17 protein-coding genes are annotated in these 14,589 nt (G+C 67.3%); 5 read left to right on the top strand and 12 right to left on the bottom strand.

Annotated elements, in window-relative coordinates:
- Positions 1-41: 41 nt before the first annotated feature.
- From HF680_RS01500 to HF680_RS01520, 5 genes are all read right to left on the bottom strand, one after another.
- Positions 42-1,928 (bottom strand): CocE/NonD family hydrolase, encoded by a 1,887-nt coding sequence (locus HF680_RS01500; protein WP_235968806.1) that lies wholly within the window; start codon positions 1,926-1,928, stop codon positions 42-44.
- Positions 1,929-1,995: 67 nt separating this feature from the next.
- Positions 1,996-2,637 carry a M23 family metallopeptidase gene (locus HF680_RS01505; RefSeq protein WP_045810279.1) on the bottom strand — a complete coding sequence of 214 codons (642 nt, stop codon included), beginning with the start codon at positions 2,635-2,637 and terminating at the stop codon, positions 1,996-1,998.
- A 168-nt stretch (positions 2,638-2,805) separates the two neighbouring features.
- Positions 2,806-3,030, bottom strand: a complete 225-nt coding sequence (locus HF680_RS01510) for a YdcH family protein (RefSeq protein ID WP_017505991.1) — start codon at positions 3,028-3,030, stop codon at positions 2,806-2,808.
- 50 nt (positions 3,031-3,080) lie between these two features.
- The gene (locus HF680_RS01515; RefSeq protein WP_185223878.1) at positions 3,081-3,545 is read right to left on the bottom strand and encodes a TIGR02444 family protein; all 465 of its coding nucleotides are present in this window, start codon (positions 3,543-3,545) and stop codon (positions 3,081-3,083) included.
- On the bottom strand, positions 3,542-4,144 hold the full coding sequence (locus HF680_RS01520) for a UbiX family flavin prenyltransferase (protein WP_185223879.1): 603 nt from the start codon (positions 4,142-4,144) through the stop codon (positions 3,542-3,544). The genes HF680_RS01515 and HF680_RS01520 overlap by 4 nt, the downstream gene beginning before the upstream one ends.
- A gap of 116 nt (positions 4,145-4,260) precedes the next feature.
- Between HF680_RS01520 and HF680_RS01525 the strand changes: the two genes are divergently transcribed.
- Positions 4,261-4,434 (top strand): YdcH family protein, encoded by a 174-nt coding sequence (locus HF680_RS01525; protein ID WP_017505994.1) that lies wholly within the window; start codon positions 4,261-4,263, stop codon positions 4,432-4,434.
- A 73-nt stretch (positions 4,435-4,507) separates the two neighbouring features.
- Here the strand turns inward: HF680_RS01525 and HF680_RS01530 are convergent, their stop codons facing one another.
- The gene (locus HF680_RS01530) at positions 4,508-5,173 is read right to left on the bottom strand and encodes a DUF1013 domain-containing protein (protein ID WP_039245300.1); all 666 of its coding nucleotides are present in this window, start codon (positions 5,171-5,173) and stop codon (positions 4,508-4,510) included.
- Positions 5,174-5,393: 220 nt separating this feature from the next.
- Here HF680_RS01530 and HF680_RS01535 point away from each other — a divergent pair, with 220 nt between their 5' ends.
- The gene (locus HF680_RS01535) at positions 5,394-5,999 is read left to right on the top strand and encodes a beta/gamma crystallin-related protein (protein ID WP_045810275.1); all 606 of its coding nucleotides are present in this window, start codon (positions 5,394-5,396) and stop codon (positions 5,997-5,999) included.
- Here the strand turns inward: HF680_RS01535 and HF680_RS01540 are convergent.
- Entirely contained in the window at positions 5,996-6,967 is a 972-nt protein-coding gene (locus HF680_RS01540; RefSeq protein ID WP_185223880.1) for an NAD(P)H-quinone oxidoreductase, read from the bottom strand. The genes HF680_RS01535 and HF680_RS01540 overlap by 4 nt on opposite strands.
- A gap of 88 nt (positions 6,968-7,055) precedes the next feature.
- Between HF680_RS01540 and HF680_RS01545 the strand changes: the two genes are divergently transcribed.
- Positions 7,056-7,259 (top strand): DUF1192 domain-containing protein, encoded by a 204-nt coding sequence (locus tag HF680_RS01545; RefSeq protein WP_185223881.1) that lies wholly within the window; start codon positions 7,056-7,058, stop codon positions 7,257-7,259.
- A 109-nt stretch (positions 7,260-7,368) separates the two neighbouring features.
- Positions 7,369-7,869 (top strand): protease adaptor protein RcdA, encoded by a 501-nt coding sequence (gene rcdA / locus HF680_RS01550; RefSeq protein WP_039245668.1) that lies wholly within the window; start codon positions 7,369-7,371, stop codon positions 7,867-7,869.
- 9 nt (positions 7,870-7,878) lie between these two features.
- Here the strand turns inward: rcdA and HF680_RS01555 are convergent, their stop codons facing one another.
- Positions 7,879-9,441 (bottom strand): L,D-transpeptidase family protein, encoded by a 1,563-nt coding sequence (locus HF680_RS01555; RefSeq protein WP_039245296.1) that lies wholly within the window; start codon positions 9,439-9,441, stop codon positions 7,879-7,881.
- A 159-nt stretch (positions 9,442-9,600) separates the two neighbouring features.
- Positions 9,601-9,825, bottom strand: coding sequence for a 50S ribosomal protein L31 (gene rpmE, locus HF680_RS01560; RefSeq protein WP_039245294.1), 225 nt, complete (start codon positions 9,823-9,825; stop codon positions 9,601-9,603).
- Positions 9,826-9,959: 134 nt separating this feature from the next.
- On the opposite strand from rpmE, the gene HF680_RS01565 reads away from it, so the two are divergent.
- Positions 9,960-11,828 carry an ABC transporter transmembrane domain-containing protein gene (locus HF680_RS01565; protein WP_045810271.1) on the top strand — a complete coding sequence of 623 codons (1,869 nt, stop codon included), beginning with the start codon at positions 9,960-9,962 and terminating at the stop codon, positions 11,826-11,828.
- Here HF680_RS01565 and HF680_RS01570 read toward each other — a convergent pair.
- The 3 genes from HF680_RS01570 to efp form a co-directional block, all read right to left on the bottom strand.
- Positions 11,825-12,856 carry a glycerophosphodiester phosphodiesterase gene (locus tag HF680_RS01570; protein ID WP_045810270.1) on the bottom strand — a complete coding sequence of 344 codons (1,032 nt, stop codon included), beginning with the start codon at positions 12,854-12,856 and terminating at the stop codon, positions 11,825-11,827. The genes HF680_RS01565 and HF680_RS01570 overlap by 4 nt on opposite strands.
- A gap of 195 nt (positions 12,857-13,051) precedes the next feature.
- Positions 13,052-13,858, bottom strand: coding sequence for an inositol monophosphatase family protein (locus tag HF680_RS01575; protein ID WP_045810269.1), 807 nt, complete (start codon positions 13,856-13,858; stop codon positions 13,052-13,054).
- A 104-nt stretch (positions 13,859-13,962) separates the two neighbouring features.
- Positions 13,963-14,529 (bottom strand): elongation factor P, encoded by a 567-nt coding sequence (gene efp / locus HF680_RS01580; RefSeq protein ID WP_017504556.1) that lies wholly within the window; start codon positions 14,527-14,529, stop codon positions 13,963-13,965.
- Between the last annotated feature and the right edge of the window lie 60 nt (positions 14,530-14,589).

The raw sequence follows: 14,589 nt of genomic DNA on the forward strand, positions 1-14,589 counted from the left end.
TCCGACGACAGGGGACGCCAGCGACTTCGGCGCAGGGGCGCCTATTTCACCACAGGCAGGTCGATATAGGAGGCGTCGTCACCCGCGTGATGGATGGCGTTGTCGGCGATCACGCCTTGGCTCTCGGTCTCGTTCGGTCCGCCCGTGTTCAGGTTGCGCACGAACTTGGGGAAGTTGGAGCTGGTGACTTCGACCCGGATGCGGTGACCGGGCTGGAAGGTGTTGCTGATGGTCAGCGGCGTGGGCTGCACCGTCGCCACCTGGCCCGGCGTCAGGGGCGCGGGACGGTCATAGCCGTTGCGATAGCGCGCCCGCATGATGGTATCGCCCAGGATATAGGCCGTGCCGTCCGGCGCCACATCCACCAGCTTGACCGCGAAATCGGTGTCGAGCGCAGAGGACGACACCTTCAGCACCGCATCGATGAAGCCGGTGACCTGCATCGGCTCGGTCAGCGCTTCCGACGTATAGACCAGCACGTCGTTGCGCGCCTCGATCGGCCGCTGATCGAAGGCCCCGGCCGTGACCAGCCCGCCGTTGCAGCAATCGCCGCCGCCGATGGTCTGGACCGGGTTCATCGGATCATAGCGATAGCGGTCGGCCGGCTCGCCGGCGGGCGGCGCCTGAAGACTCAGCAGGCCGTCGCCATTCAGGCTGTTGGCCCCGCCGCCCGAGCGCAGATACATCCGCACCGTCCTGACCCCGGCCGGGGGCCACTGCGCGGCCGTGCGCCAGGCGTTTTCGCCCATGTTGAAATACTGCACATGCGGCGTGCTCTCGGGGAAGGCGTGGCGCTCGCCCTTCAGCCAGCGGTCGAACCAGGCGTGCACCAGGGCGTCGCTGTCGAAGGTGGCGTCGCCCAGCGGCCGGTCGCCCGACTTGTAGTTCGGCCCCAGGCCCGCAAAGGCGCAGTGGTTGTTGGGGCCGACCACGACATACTGGTTCTCGACCGCCTCGCGATCCTGGGTCGTGGACCGGGCGTGGTTGAACAGCTCCATGTTCGGCCCGATCGAGACGTCATACCAGCTGTTGAACCACAGGGACGGCACGCCCCAGCCCATGTCGTCGTGATACAGGCCGCCCTGACGCCAGGCCGGATCGGACGGGGTGCGCGCGATCAGTTCCTCGAACGTGCCGGCCGGCTCCCCCAGGTCCTTCAGCATCTCGTTGACCGGCAGATGCCGGATCTGGCTGGGCCAGTTCACATCCGGCTTCTTGGCGTCCAGATCGTTGTAGCGAACGATGCGGGCGCGGGTTTCCTGATCGAGATCCATCGGGATCTGGGCGCGCTGCGGATTGTCCACGCCGTACAGCCACACGAAGAACAAATTGCGCGGCACGCCCCCGGTGTACCAGTTGCCCTGTTCCTGGAACCGGCCGACCTTGCCGATGCCGGCGCCCGAAGCCTGGGGCACCATGGCGGCGTGGGCGGGGTGGTTCTGGGCCGCCAGGGCCAGCTGCCATTCGGCGGACGACGAACAGCCCAGGGTGCCGACCTTGCCGTTCGACCAGGGCTGGGCCGCGATCCACGTCAGGGCGTCATAGCCGTCGGTCTGGGGATAGCCCAGGATCTGATAGTCGCCACCCGAGAAATACCGTCCCCGCTCGTTCTGGATGACGAAGGCATAGCCCTTGCTGACCCAGCTCAGGGCCGAACGCGTGGTGCGGGCGTTGTAGGCCAGCTCGTTATAGGGCGTGCGGACGAACACCGTCGGCAGGGGGCCGGATGCGTTCTTGGGGCGATAGACATTGGTGGCCAGCCCCACGCCGTCGCGCATCGGCACCATGACCGCCATCTGCACATCCGCCAGGCGCGACAGCTCGGTCTGTGCGGCGGCGTCGCTGTAGCGCCCGTAGTCCTGCGCCGAGGCGGCGATGGGCGTGGCGGCCAACAGGCCCGCGACGACGGCGGCGACGATCTTGTTCATATTCATCCCTCCCAGAACGAGAGGGGACACTAGGACGTTTGTCGCGCCTGTCGCAACGTAATGCGCGTCAGGCCTTGGCCTTCACCGTCACTTCGAAATGGCGATCGACCACCTTGGTGGGATTGACCTGCGCGCCGCCGCGACGGACCTCGAAATGCAGGTGCGGGCCGGTGGAATAGCCGGTGGAGCCGACCAGACCGATGCGTTGACCGGGCGCGACCGCATCGCCGTTCGCGACATCGATCCGGCTGAGGTGGCCGTACAGGGTGCTCATGCCGTTGGGGTGGCGCACCTCGATGAAGTTGCCATAGCCCTCGGGGTCATAGCCCGTGCGGATGACTTCGCCCTCGGCGGCGGTGAAGACGGTCGTGCCCTTCGGTGCGGCGATATCCACGCCCTTGTGCGCGCGCGCCTTGGCTTCGATGGCCAGTTTGCGCAGGCCGAACGGCGAGTTGATCGCATAGCCGCGCACCGGGGCGGTGAAGGCGATCTGGCGCGTGATCGGACCTGCCTTCTCGACCTCGGCCTTCAGGGGCGGCGACACCGGCGCGGCGATCTGGGTCGGCGGCGGCAAGGCGGCCTCGCGCGCGGCGTTGGGCGCGGCGGCGGCGGCGAAAACGGCCACGGCGGCGAAGGCGGCCGTCTGGCCGGAGTGGATCAACAGGGTTTTGCACCGCGCCATCGGCGCGTTGGACAGCAGGCGTCGCATTCGGCGGCCTCTCCAGCGTCTCTACGCTCTGGAATGAAGGAAGCGGCGCCCCGACAGCGCACGGCGTTCCGTGGGAGGGCGGCTTATGCCTGCGGGCTTTGGCGACTTTGGGGCTAGGGCAGGGCGGCGGATGGTCGCAGGGCGGAACCGGCGGCCCGCCCGGCCAGATCAGGCGATGATGTCGGGCAGGATGCGGTCTTCCAGCTTCACGATCTCGTCCTTCAGCGCCAGCTTCTTGCGCTTCAGCCGGGCGATCATCAGCTGGTCTGGAATGGCGGCCTGACCCAGGGCTTCGATCGAGGCGTCCAGGTCGGCGTGTTCCTGCCGCAGATGGTTCACCCGCGCCTGAAGCTCGGCCATTTCCTCAGTGATGGCAGGCGTGTCGTCGTTCATCGTGTCATCTCCACGCCGCTCGTCTCAGGCCGCTTATAGCCACGCTGATCTCAGGTCGGAAGGGCGTCTGCAAGCCGGATCAGGGCAGGACGCGGGGTGACGTCCGCCCACATCCGGACCGTGGCCGCCAGGCCGTCGATGATCGGGCGGGCCGGCCCGCCGGGTTCGGGCGCCAGCGCCTCCAGCGCGTCCAGCAAATGCCGCTCCGCTTCCAGCTCCAGCGCCTTGATGCGGTTGCGCACGCTCTCGCGCGGGCCGTCGTCGATATCGGGGACCGGCGCCTTCAGGATCCGCCGCACCGAACGCAACGGGGCGACCACGACGTTGTGCCAGGCTCGGGCGGTGTCGCAGGCCGCCTCGATCGTCTCTTCGTCAGGTTTTCGGCCCGTCGCCGCGACCCAGGCGGACCACAGCAGCAAGGGCACGTTCTGGTCGTGGCTGTCCTGCAGCGCCAGACACGCCTCTCCAACGCCCGGCGCGCCATAGGCGGCGACAGCCCAGTCCCACAGCCTCATGACTTCAGGCCTTCCCAGCGCCGCACCGCGCCCCAATCCAGGCCGAACAGGTCCAGCGTCCGACCCACCGACTGATCGACCATCTCCATGATCGAGCTCGGCCGGGCGTAAAGCGCGGGCAGGGGCGGGGCGATGGTCGCGCCCATTTCGGCCAGGGCGGTCATGGTGCGCAGGTGGCCCAGGTGGAACGGCGTTTCGCGCACCATCAGCACCAGCGGTCGCCGCTCCTTCAGCGTCACGTCCGCCGCCCGCGTCAGCAGGGTCGAGGTCACGCCCGTCGCGATCTCGCTCATCGTCTTGATCGAGCAGGGCGCCACGATCATGCCCAGGGTGCGGAACGAGCCGGAGGCGATCGTCGCCCCCACGTCGCCTAGCTTGTGAACCACCGACGCCTTGGCCGTCAGTTCGTCGGGCGACAGGTCGGTCTCCTGCGACAATGTGAGCAGGGCGGCCTTGGTCACGACCAGATGGCTTTCGACGCCTAAATCTTTCAATGCGTCCAGCACCCGGGTGCCATAGACGGCGCCGGAAGCCCCTGAAATTCCGATCACCAGTCTGGCGGGCGGGTTCCGTATGGCTCCGTTCACATCATCGTCCATTTTGCGGGTCAGCCTCCTTCGGGTCCGGAGCGACGGGCTGTCACTGGAAAGTGATTACACAGCGCGCCAAACCGGGCGCTCACTCTACTGGTCCCTAACCAAAGGAGGCGCAAGCCATGACCATCGAGGCTCGTATTCGCGAACTGGGTAATCGTCATCGCACCCTGGATGAGACCATCCAGAAGGAACTTACCCGCCCGTCCACGGATCCGTTGCAGGTCAGGGCGCTGAAGCAGAAGAAGCTTCGGCTGAAGGAAGAAATCACCAGTCTGGAGGCGCGCGCGACCTAGCGCAGACCTCCCTGAAAACGACGACGGCCCCGGAGATCGCTCTCCGGGGCCGTTTTCGTTGCGCAAAAGCGGATCAGTCCTTGGTGCCGAACACCGATTCCGCCGTCGGCTCGGCGCCGGGACGTTGGCGGGCTTCCGGCACGAACTCAGGCTCGGCCTCGACCTGTTCGACGGGCTGGATCGTGCCGCCGCCGTTCTTCAGGTCGTCCTTGGCCTTCTTGTCGGCGGCCTTCTTGACGATCTCGTCCAGCGCCAGCTGGCCGACCAGGCCGAGGGTCACCGGGTCGACCGGCTTGATATTGGCGCTGTTCCAGTGGGTGCGGTTGCGCACGCTCTCGATGGTGGACTTGGTCGTGCCCAGCATCTTGGCGATCTGGGCGTCAGTCACCTCGGGGTGGTTGCGCACGAACCAGGCGATGGCGTCGGGGCGGTCCTGGCGACGCGACACGGGCGTATATTTCGGCGCCGGCTTGGCCGACTTCAGCAGTTCGGCGTGGCGGCTGACGATCGCCTTCATCCGGTAGTTTTCGTCGCCCTGGGCCTTGTCCAGTTCTTCGCGGGTCAGCTGGCCGCCGGTCACGGGATCCACGCCGCGGATATCGCGCGCCACGTCGCCGTCGGCGATGCCGCGAACTTCCAGCGGGTGCAGGCCGCAGAAGTCGGCGATCTGCTCGAAGCTGAGAGAGGTGTTGTCGACCAGCCAGACCGCAGTGGCCTTGGGCATCAGAATGTCGCTCATGGGGCGTTCGTCCCGGTGTTGTTGAGCCGCCGAATGAGGCTTCGGCTGGCGTTGGATACGACGGCGCCCGGCCTTTCGACCGGGCGCGTATGATGCCGATATAGGCCTATTCGACACAAAAGAAAACGCTGACCGACAATCCCATACAGCAACGGTTCATCCGCCCTCACGCAACCTTCGCGGTAATGGAGCTTTTCAGCTTCGGGAGAGGAGAACCACCATGTCCATTCTGCTTGGCGCGGCTCTGGCCGCAGCGATGGCCTCGGGCCAGGACTATGCGCAGCAACGCGTCGCCCCGCGCGGCGGCTACACCCAGTCGTGTTCGGAAGCCTATGTGAATCGCGGTCGTCTCTATGCCGATTGCCGCGATACCCGCGGCCGGATGCGCGGCACGTCGATCGAGCTAAACCGCTGCGGCGGCGAGGAGATCAACAACGACAACGGCCTGCTGGTCTGCGGGCGGTTCCGTGGCGATTATGAAGACAGCCAGCCCGGTCGTCCGGGCGGCGGCTGGGGTCCTGGCAATGGTGGGCCGGGCTGGGGCGGCGGCAATGGCGGTGGCTGGGGTCGGTCCTCGATCACCGTCTATGAGAACGCCAACTTCCGCGGCGCCTCGCGTGAGTTCACCAGCGAAGACCGCAACCTGGGCCGCACCCCATTCAACGACCGCATCAGTTCGATGCGCGTCGAAGGCCGCTGGGAAGTCTGCACCGACGCCGAGTTCCGGGGCCGCTGCCGCATCGTCGAAGGCGACGTCCGCTTCCTGAACGGCGGCTTCAACGACAACATCTCGTCGCTGCGCCCCGTGCGCGGCGGTCGCTACTAGACGCTCAGTACGATCTTGCCGATGTGCCCGCCGGCTTCCAGTTCGGCGTGCGCATCGGCCGCCTGCTCCAACGCGAAGACCGCCTGAACCGGCGGTTTGACCTTGCCGGATGCCACCCACGGCCAGGCGGTCGCCTCGACAGCCGCGGTCAGACGCGCCTTTTCGTCCGCCGGGCGGCTGCGCAGCGTCGATCCGGTCAGGGTCAATCGCTTCAGCATGATCCGCTGCAAATCCATCTCGACCTTGGGGCCGGTCAGGGAGGCGATGACCACCCAACGCCCGCCGGCATTCAGACTGTTCAGGTTCAGGGCGGCGTAGTCGCGCCCCACCATGTCCAGAACCACATCCGCGCCGCCCGCCTCGCGGATCTGCGCCTCCAGATCCACGCTCTTGGCGTCCAGGCTGATGTCCGCGCCCAGCGCCTTGGCGGCTGCGGCCTTGTCCGCCCCGCGTGAGGTGGCGATCACCCGGGCGCCGGCCGCCTTGGCCATCTCGATGGCCGTCACGCCGATACCGCTGGTCGCTCCGTGGATCAGCAACGTCTCGCCGGCCTTCAAGGCACCGCCCTCGAACACATTGGCGAAGACGGTGAAGACGGTTTCCGGCAGCACGGCGGCCTCTACGTAATCCAGACCCTCGGGGATCGGCAGGACGTGACGCGCATCCACCACGGCCAGCTCTGCATAGCCGCCGCCGCCCAGCAGGGCACAGACCCGGTCGCCGACCGTCCAGCGCGTCACGCCCTCTCCGACGGCCTCGATCTCACCGGCGACCTCGAGCCCCAGAATGTCCGACGCGCCGGGGGGAGGGGGGTAGGCGCCGGTGCGTTGAAGCAGGTCCGGCCGGTTCACACCCGCCGCCCGCACCCGGATCAGCACCTGACCCGGCCCCGCCACGGGATCGGGCCGTTCGGCGATCTTCAGGGCCTCGGCCGGTCCGGAACCGCCTTCGATTTCGATCACGCGCATCGCACTCGCCTTGCATTCGTCCGTATCCGGGCGTTCAGATAGGGACCGTGGACCGCCTTGGCCATGACAGCGCGAAAGGAAGGCGACGATGTTCGAAGATCTTGAACCCCGCCCGCAACGCGGCGAACCGCTGCGGGCCCTGTCACGCGAAGACCTGGACGTTTACGCCGTCGAGGATTTGCAGGAGCGGATCGCCGCCCTGGAGGCTGAGATCGCGCGCTCGCGCACCGCGATCGAGACCAAACGCTCCAAGAAAAACGCCGCCGACGCCCTGTTCAACTTCGGTTCGTGATCGCGAATGATCCGCTGGCATGGCATGAGCGTTGCATCGTTCGTGCGAACGGCCCCGCCAGGCGCCGATTGCAGGACGGACCCGACCTTCTCTGATGATCAATGCTCAAATGACCTCCGCTCCGTCACCCGCTGACCGCAGCCGCACCGTTCGCGATTTCGCCCGGTCCGAGCTGTTCGATCGCACCTTCCGCGAAGGCATGGAGCTGGTCGAGGAAACCGCCGCCTATCTGGACGGCGAGGGCCGTCGCGATTCCAAGATGCTGTCGCGCGCCGCCGCCTTGGCCTATGCGGCCGAGAGCATGAAGCTGACCACCCGCCTGATGCAGATCGCCTCTTGGCTCTTGGTCCAGCGCGCCGTGCGCGAGGACGACATGTCGCCGGAAACCGCCTGCGAGCCGCGCTACCGCCTGAACGAGCGCCGCATCGACGCCGAGCCCAGCCACGCCGAACTGCCGATCGCCCTGATCGAGTATCTGGTCCGTTCGGAAAAGCTGTTCGATCGCACCCTGTATCTGGATCGCCGTATGTATTCAGACGATCAGGAACAAGCCCCGGAAAACCCGGTGCTCAGCCAGATGGGCATGCTCGAGGCGGCCTTCAGGGGCTGATCGCCCCCTTTACGGTCCGACGTCGTTGGCGTCGGCCCGGCCGTCGTCGATGGGCTTGGGCAGATTGACGCCGATGCCCAGCGCCTGCGCCAGCTTGTCGTCGCGGCCATAGACGTCCTCGCGGAACGCCACCCGGCCCTGACCATCCACGAAGGCGGTCCAGTACAGCAGCCGCACCGAAATCTCGCGTCCGGTGGTCACGCGCGTCGTCTCGCGCGTGTCCTGGGCCGTGTCGAACTGGGCCAGCTTGGTCGGATCGGGCGACAGCAGCAGGCGCGCGAACTCCACCGCATTCTGCACCCGCACGCAGCCGTGGCTGCGCTGACGCGTGGACAGGTTGAAGGCGGCCTTCGACGGCGTGTCGTGCAGGAAGATGGCGTAGCTGTCGCGCAGCTCGAACTTCACATAGCCCAGGGCCGAACGCGGACCGGCGCGCTGGATGACCATGCCGTCCTTCACATACATGTCGTTGGCGGCCAGATAGCCCGGCCCCTTGGGCAGGATTTCGCGGCGCGCGATGCCGGCCGGCACATACCAGGGCGGATTGGCCACGACCGAGGCGAACGGCTTCTCTAGGCTTGGCGTCTGGTTCTCGGCCGAGCCGACCACGACGCGGTTGGAGTGAACCGGCTTGCCGTCCTTCCAATAGACCATGATGGCGGCGGCGGTGTTGACCTCGATCCGCTCGGGCGCGACCTCGCGCTTCAGCCAGCGACGGCGCTCCAGGTTCAGCGCGATCTGACGCGCACGGTCCTCGGCCGAGGCGCCCAGCGAGCGCTGGGTGCCCGCGCCGATCCGTCCGTCGGCGCCCAGGCCATGGCGGTTCTGGAAGCTCTGCACCGCGCGTTGCAGTTCGGCGTTGTAAACCAGGCCCTGCGCCTTCAACCGCGCGCCGTCTGCGGCCGACAGGTCGCCCTCAGCCGTCAGGCGGTCGATCAGGGCGGGGATGCGACGATCGCTGTTGCCCGGCTCGATGGTCGCGCCCTGGGTGAAACGAGGCCATCCGCCCTGCGCCGCCAGACGGCGATAGCGGACATAGCCGGCCGACAGATTCTGATAGCCGATGTCGGTGGGCGCCAGGCCGTCATACCACTGGCCCAGCACATTGCGGGTCAGGGCGTCGCTGAGACCGCGCGGCAGGTCCACGCGGTTCTTCTGCATCTCCCACAGGTCTTCGACCGTCTCGGGCCGCACCTTGCCCTCGGCCAGGACGCGCGCGTAGGCCAGCGCCGCCGCCGTGGTCCGCAGGTCCGCGCTCGCCGGATCGGCCGCCAGTCCCACGAAGTCGAAATAGTCGGAGCCCGCCAGACCATGGCGATTGGCGCCGGCCGCGACGGTATTCAGGGCGCGCACCCGGTCGGCATTCCACACCGGCCGCCAGCCGTTCATTTCATAGAAGGCGCGCACATCCGCCTGCTGCGTCTCGGGCAGACGCGAAATCTGGTCGTTGAAGCTGTTGTAGAAGGCCGTCGCCTCCGGTCCGCGCTGCACGAACACCTGCTGCGCGCGCGCCGCCGAGCCAAGGGTCATGGCCGCCGTCGCGACGCCCAGACCCAGTTGCCGTCTATTCATCGTCTTCCGCTTCTTCGATCGCTTCGGCCAGCGTGGCCGACGCCCCTGGTACCCGAACGCCTCCACATTATCGGTGTTCCGACCAAACAAAAAGCGCCGGCCTTGCGACCGACGCTCTTGGTGTTCTGATTGCTGCGAGATGTCGCAGCCAGGACGCGCTTACTTCTTGATGAAGCCGGCGAACTTGTTGTTGAAGCGCGAGACGCGACCGCCGCGGTCCATCAGCTGGGCGTTGCCGCCCGTCCAGGCCGGGTGCGTCGTCGGGTCGATGTCGAGGGCCAGCTTGTCGCCTTCCTTCCCGTAGGTCGAACGGGTCTGGTAGGTGCTGCCGTCGGTCATCACCACGGTGATGAAGTGGTAGTCGGGATGGGTATCCGCCTTCATGGTCGTCGTCCGGTCTCTGCGCGGTGACGATGCCGACCGTCCGTGCGCGTGAAATGAGAAACCCGCCAGAAAGCCGGCGGGAATGAGGGGCGGCGTTTACACCGGGGGGCGTTCCGGGGCAAGAGGCGGGCGAAATGACCGATCAAGCCGCCGCCTCCGCCTCTTCCGCCAACCGCGCCTCGGGCATGGCGTCGCTGGAGGGCCGGCCCAGCGCCGGCGCCCTTCTGGCCGATCAGATGTCCGAAGCGGGCGCCAAGCGCGCCAAGCGTCGCGACATCCGCCCGTTGGCGCGACTGATTCCCTTCGCCATGCGCCACAAGGGTCATGCCCTGATGGCGGTCTTCTGGCTGCTGTTGTCCACCGCCGCTTCGCTGGGCCTGACCGCCCTGGCGCGCGGGGCCATCGACCATGGGTTCGAGGCCGGCGGCGCCAATCTGAACATCTGGTTCCTGCTGCTGGGCGCCAACGCCCTGTTCCTGGGGCTGGCGACCGCCGCCCGCTACTATTTCGTCACCCGAACGGGCGAGCGCGTCATCGCCGATGTGCGAAAGGGTCTGTTCGGCCGCATCCTGACGCTGGACCCGTCCTTCTACGCCCATATGCGCACCGGCGAGGTGCTGTCGCGCCTGACCACGGACATCGCCCTGGTCGAGACGTTGATGACGACGTCCATCTCCTATGCGCTGCGCAACTTCTTGACCCTGATCGGCGGCGTGGCCCTGCTGTTCTTCGTCAGTCCCAAATTGACCGGCTTCGTCCTGCTGATCGTGCCTTTCCTCCTTGGGCCGATCTTCATCTTCGGCCGCAAGGTGCGCAAACTGACCGTCGCGTCTCAGGACCGCTTCGCCAACGCCGTCGGCTTCGCCGGCGAAAGCGTGGACGCCATCGAGACGGTCCAGGCCTTCGGCCGCGAACAGAGCGCCATCACCCGCTTCGGCGCGGCGGTCGAGGACGCCTTCAACGCCTCGCTGACCCGGATGCAGGCCCGCGCCTGGATGACGGCCCTGATCATCGTCGTCATGTTCGGCGGCGTCACTCTGGTGCTGTGGCTGGGCGCCCAGGACGTGGTGAAGGGCGCCATGACGCCCGGCGCCCTGCTTCAGTTCGTTCTACTGTCCGTCTTCGCGGCGGGCGCCGTGGGCGCGCTCGGCGAAAGCTGGGGCGACGTGCAAAAGGCCGCCGGCGCCATGGAGCGGATCGAGGAGCTGATGCGCGCCGTCGCCGGCATCGCCCCGCCGCCTCAGGCCACCGCCCTGCCGACGCCCCCGCGCGGCGAGGTGTCGATGTCGGCCGTCGGTTTCGCCTATCCGGGCCGCCCGGATCTGCCGGCCCTGAAGGGCTTCAGCCTGACCGTGCGCCCCGGCGAGACTGTCGCCCTGGTCGGCCCGTCCGGCGCCGGCAAGTCCACGGTCTTCCGTCTGCTGCTGCGCTTCTATGATCCGCAGACCGGCATGGTCTCGGTCGACGGCGTCGATGTGCGCCAGGCCGATCCGGTCGCCGTGCGCGACCGCTTCGCCTGGGTGTCGCAGGAAACGCCGCTGTTCTCGGGCTCGGCCTTGGAAAACATCCGCTTCGGCCGCGAGAACACCACCCTGGAAGAGGCCCGCGCCGTCGCCGAAAAGGCCCAGGCGCTCGGCTTCATCGACGCCCTGCCGGAAGGGTTCGATACCCCGCTCGGCGAGCGCGGCAAGAGCCTGTCGGGCGGCCAGCGCCAGCGCCTGGCCATCGCCCGCGCCCTGGTCCGCGACGCCCCCATCCTGCTGTTGGACGAGGCCACCAGCGCGCTGGACGCCGAGAGCGAACGCCTGGTCCAGGTCGCCCTCGATCAGGCGATGGAGGAGCGGACCACCCTGGTCATCGCCCACCGCCTCGCCACCGTCCTGCGCGCCGACCGCATCGTCGTCATGGACGACGGCCGCGTGGTCGAAGAGGGCACCCACGAGCAACTCGTCGCCCAAGGCGGCCTGTACGCCCGCCTCGCCGAGCTTCAGTTCCGCAACTAGGGCGCCGGGGGCCGCGCCAGCGCTGGGAAATCGCTGAACAGCGCATCGACCCCGGCTGCGGCGAAGGCTGCGGCATAGCCGGTCATGTCGCCGTGCCCGGCCGGGTCGTCGCCTCTGCGTCGCTCGACCGGCAGGAAGGCGTTCTCGGCCCGCAGCGTCCAGACCACGACCTCGAGGCCCGCCGCATGGGCGTCGGCGACCAGGGAGCTCGGCGCGGCCGTGCGACCTTCGGCGTCGCGCGGCAGGACCAGGGTCATCTCCGGCGCGACCCAGGCGGCGTAGGCGGCGATGGCCCTTAGCCCCTCGGGCGTGATCATCTGCGCATAGGTCACGTCCGCCCGGTCCGCCGGTCCGCCCTTGGCCGATACGAGTTGAGCAAGCGGCGCATCGATCCGCGTCGCCAACCGCTCCAGCGGCCCGACCTCGAAACACTGGATGATGATCGGGGCGTTGGCGCCCGTCAGGCCCAGCCGCTCCAGTTCAGCGACGAACCCGTCCTCCATTGGCAAACCGATCGCGGCGAAATAGGTCGGGTGTTTCAGCTCCGGCGCCACGGCGATCGTCCGCCCGGTCCGCGCCGAGGCCTCGCGCGCGATGACGACGACCTCGTCGAAGGTCAGGATCGGCTCCTGTCCGTCATAGGCGGCGCTGCCCGGTCGAAAGCCGGGCAATCGCTCCCTGGCCCTCAGGGTCTTCAACTCGGCCAGGGTGAAGTCTTCGGTGAACCAGCCGGTGGTCTCGACCCCGTCGATGGTTTTGGTCGTCCGACGGCCCGCGAACTCGGGCCGGTCGCCCACGTCGGTCGTGCCGCCGATCTCGTTCTCATGCCGATCGACGAAGACGCCGTCGCTGGTCAGCACCAGATCTGGCTCGATCACGTCCGCGCCCTGTTCGATCGCCAGCTCATAGGCCGCACGCGTGTGCTCGGGCCGTTCGCCAGACGCGCCGCGGTGGGCGATGATCAGGGGCTGAGCCAAGGCTGGCGTTCCGGTCAGAAGGACGAGGCCGCACAGGATGAAACGGATCATCCGCCTTGGATAGGGCAGGGGTGCGACAGGCCGATGACCGTCTCCGCCCCACGTGTGGGGAGGGGGACCGCGAAGCGGTGGAGGGGTTCTTGACGCCCCACCGGCCGCTGGCGATCAGGCAAGAGCCCCTTCGTCACGGCGCTGAAGAAGCGCCGCGCCACTTCCCCGCAAGCGGGGAAGAGACAGAAGCGAGCCTCAGGAGCCCTGCAAAACCTTGCGCAGGTGCGGATGCAATTCGGTGTTCGACGCCAGGATCGACTTGCCCGTCTTCGGGTCGCCGTTGTTCTCGATGGTCGTGACCCGGCCGCCGGCCTCGGTGACGAACAGGATGCCCGCCGCCACGTCCCAGGGCTTCAGATTGCGCTCATAATAGGCGTCGTAGCGACCGGCCGCGACCCAGGCGAAGTCCAGGGCGGCCGAACCCAGGCGACGGATGCCCGCAACGCGCTGGCCCACGGCGTGCAGGTCCTTGATCGCCTGGGCGTGACCCGACTTGCCGATGAAGGGCAGGCCGGTGGCGATCAGGCTTTCGGACAGATCACGACGGCCGGCGACGCGGATGCGCTGGTCGTTCAGATAGCAGCCCTTGCCCTTTTCGGCCCAGAACAGCTCGTTCATGACGGGGTTGTAGGTCACGCCGGCGACGATCTCGCTCGACCCGTCCGGCGCGCGGCGCTCCAGCCCCACCGTGATGGCGAAGTGAGGCATGGCGTGCATGAAGTTGGTGGTGCCGTCGATCGGATCGACGATCCAGGTGTGGGACTTGTCCGTCCCCTCGATCATGCCGCGTTCCTCGCCCAGGAAGCCGTAGCCGGGGCGGGCCTTCATCAGCAGTTCGTATAGCGTGTCTTCGGCCTTCAGGTCGGCGGCCGTGACGAAGTCGCCGGGGCCCTTTCTCGACACCTGAAGCTGGGAGACTTCGCCGAAGTCGCGCAGCATCGGGCGGGCGGTCTTGCGCACCGCATCGGTCATGACTTGGAGCAGGGCGGAGGCGAGGGCCATCGAGGAATCTCCTGGTCCGAAAGTCCTTCAAAGCCGCAGCCGGACAGTCGGAGAAGTTCAGAAAGGAACGGCCCCGAAAGGGGCCGCTTTAACGTGGTGGTCTGTTAGTCCGCGCGGCGGACGTATTCCCCGCTGGTCGTGTCGACGACGATACGCTCGCCGGCCGACATATAGGGCGGGATCATGATGCGCACGCCGTTCGACGCCAGCGCGGGCTTGTAGGACGAAGAGGCGGTCTGGCCCTTAACGGTCGGCTCGGTCTCGGCGACTTCCAGCACGACCTGATCGGGCAGTTCCAGGCCGATCGGACGCTCTTCGTGCATCTCGATCACGACCTTCATGCCTTCTTGCAGATAGGGGATGCGCTCTTCGCCGACCCAGTCCTTCTGCAGTTCGATCTGCTCATAGGTGGCATCGTCCATGAAGACCAGGCTGTCGCCGTTGTCGAACAGATAGGAGAAGTCCTTCTGTTCCAGCGTCACGCGCTCGACCTTGTCTTCCGAACGGAAGCGTTCGTTCAGCTTGTTGCCGGTCTCGAGGTTCTTGGCCTCGACGTTGGCGAAGGCGCCGCCCTTGCCGGGCTTGACGTGGCTGGCCTTGGTGACGACCCACAGGCCGCCATTGTGCTGCAGGACCATGCCGGGCTTGATGGTGTTGCCGTTGATCTTCATGGGGTCACATCGGAAATGGAGTTGCGCCCTCGCACCGTTCGGGGCGAGGCGAATAGGGCG

The organism is Brevundimonas huaxiensis, from assembly GCF_014218725.1.
Classification (GTDB): Bacteria; Pseudomonadota; Alphaproteobacteria; order Caulobacterales; family Caulobacteraceae; genus Brevundimonas; species Brevundimonas huaxiensis.

Coding starts and splice junctions, on each gene's coding strand:
- HF680_RS01535 (WP_045810275.1), top strand. CDS start 5,394: ATGTCCATTCTGCTTGGCGCGGCTCTGGCCGCAGCGATGGCCTCGGGC.
- HF680_RS01570 (WP_045810270.1), bottom strand. CDS start 12,856: ATGATCCGTTTCATCCTGTGCGGCCTCGTCCTTCTGACCGGAACGCCA.
- efp (WP_017504556.1), bottom strand. CDS start 14,529: ATGAAGATCAACGGCAACACCATCAAGCCCGGCATGGTCCTGCAGCAC.
- HF680_RS01540 (WP_185223880.1), bottom strand. CDS start 6,967: ATGCGCGTGATCGAAATCGAAGGCGGTTCCGGACCGGCCGAGGCCCTG.
- rcdA (WP_039245668.1), top strand. CDS start 7,369: ATGACCTCCGCTCCGTCACCCGCTGACCGCAGCCGCACCGTTCGCGAT.
- HF680_RS01545 (WP_185223881.1), top strand. CDS start 7,056: ATGTTCGAAGATCTTGAACCCCGCCCGCAACGCGGCGAACCGCTGCGG.
- HF680_RS01575 (WP_045810269.1), bottom strand. CDS start 13,858: ATGGCCCTCGCCTCCGCCCTGCTCCAAGTCATGACCGATGCGGTGCGC.
- HF680_RS01510 (WP_017505991.1), bottom strand. CDS start 3,030: ATGAACGACGACACGCCTGCCATCACTGAGGAAATGGCCGAGCTTCAG.
- HF680_RS01505 (WP_045810279.1), bottom strand. CDS start 2,637: ATGCGACGCCTGCTGTCCAACGCGCCGATGGCGCGGTGCAAAACCCTG.
- rpmE (WP_039245294.1), bottom strand. CDS start 9,825: ATGAAGGCGGATACCCATCCCGACTACCACTTCATCACCGTGGTGATG.
- HF680_RS01520 (WP_185223879.1), bottom strand. CDS start 4,144: ATGGACGATGATGTGAACGGAGCCATACGGAACCCGCCCGCCAGACTG.
- HF680_RS01565 (WP_045810271.1), top strand. CDS start 9,960: ATGACCGATCAAGCCGCCGCCTCCGCCTCTTCCGCCAACCGCGCCTCG.
- HF680_RS01555 (WP_039245296.1), bottom strand. CDS start 9,441: ATGAATAGACGGCAACTGGGTCTGGGCGTCGCGACGGCGGCCATGACC.
- HF680_RS01525 (WP_017505994.1), top strand. CDS start 4,261: ATGACCATCGAGGCTCGTATTCGCGAACTGGGTAATCGTCATCGCACC.
- HF680_RS01500 (WP_235968806.1), bottom strand. CDS start 1,928: ATGAACAAGATCGTCGCCGCCGTCGTCGCGGGCCTGTTGGCCGCCACG.
- HF680_RS01530 (WP_039245300.1), bottom strand. CDS start 5,173: ATGAGCGACATTCTGATGCCCAAGGCCACTGCGGTCTGGCTGGTCGAC.
- HF680_RS01515 (WP_185223878.1), bottom strand. CDS start 3,545: ATGAGGCTGTGGGACTGGGCTGTCGCCGCCTATGGCGCGCCGGGCGTT.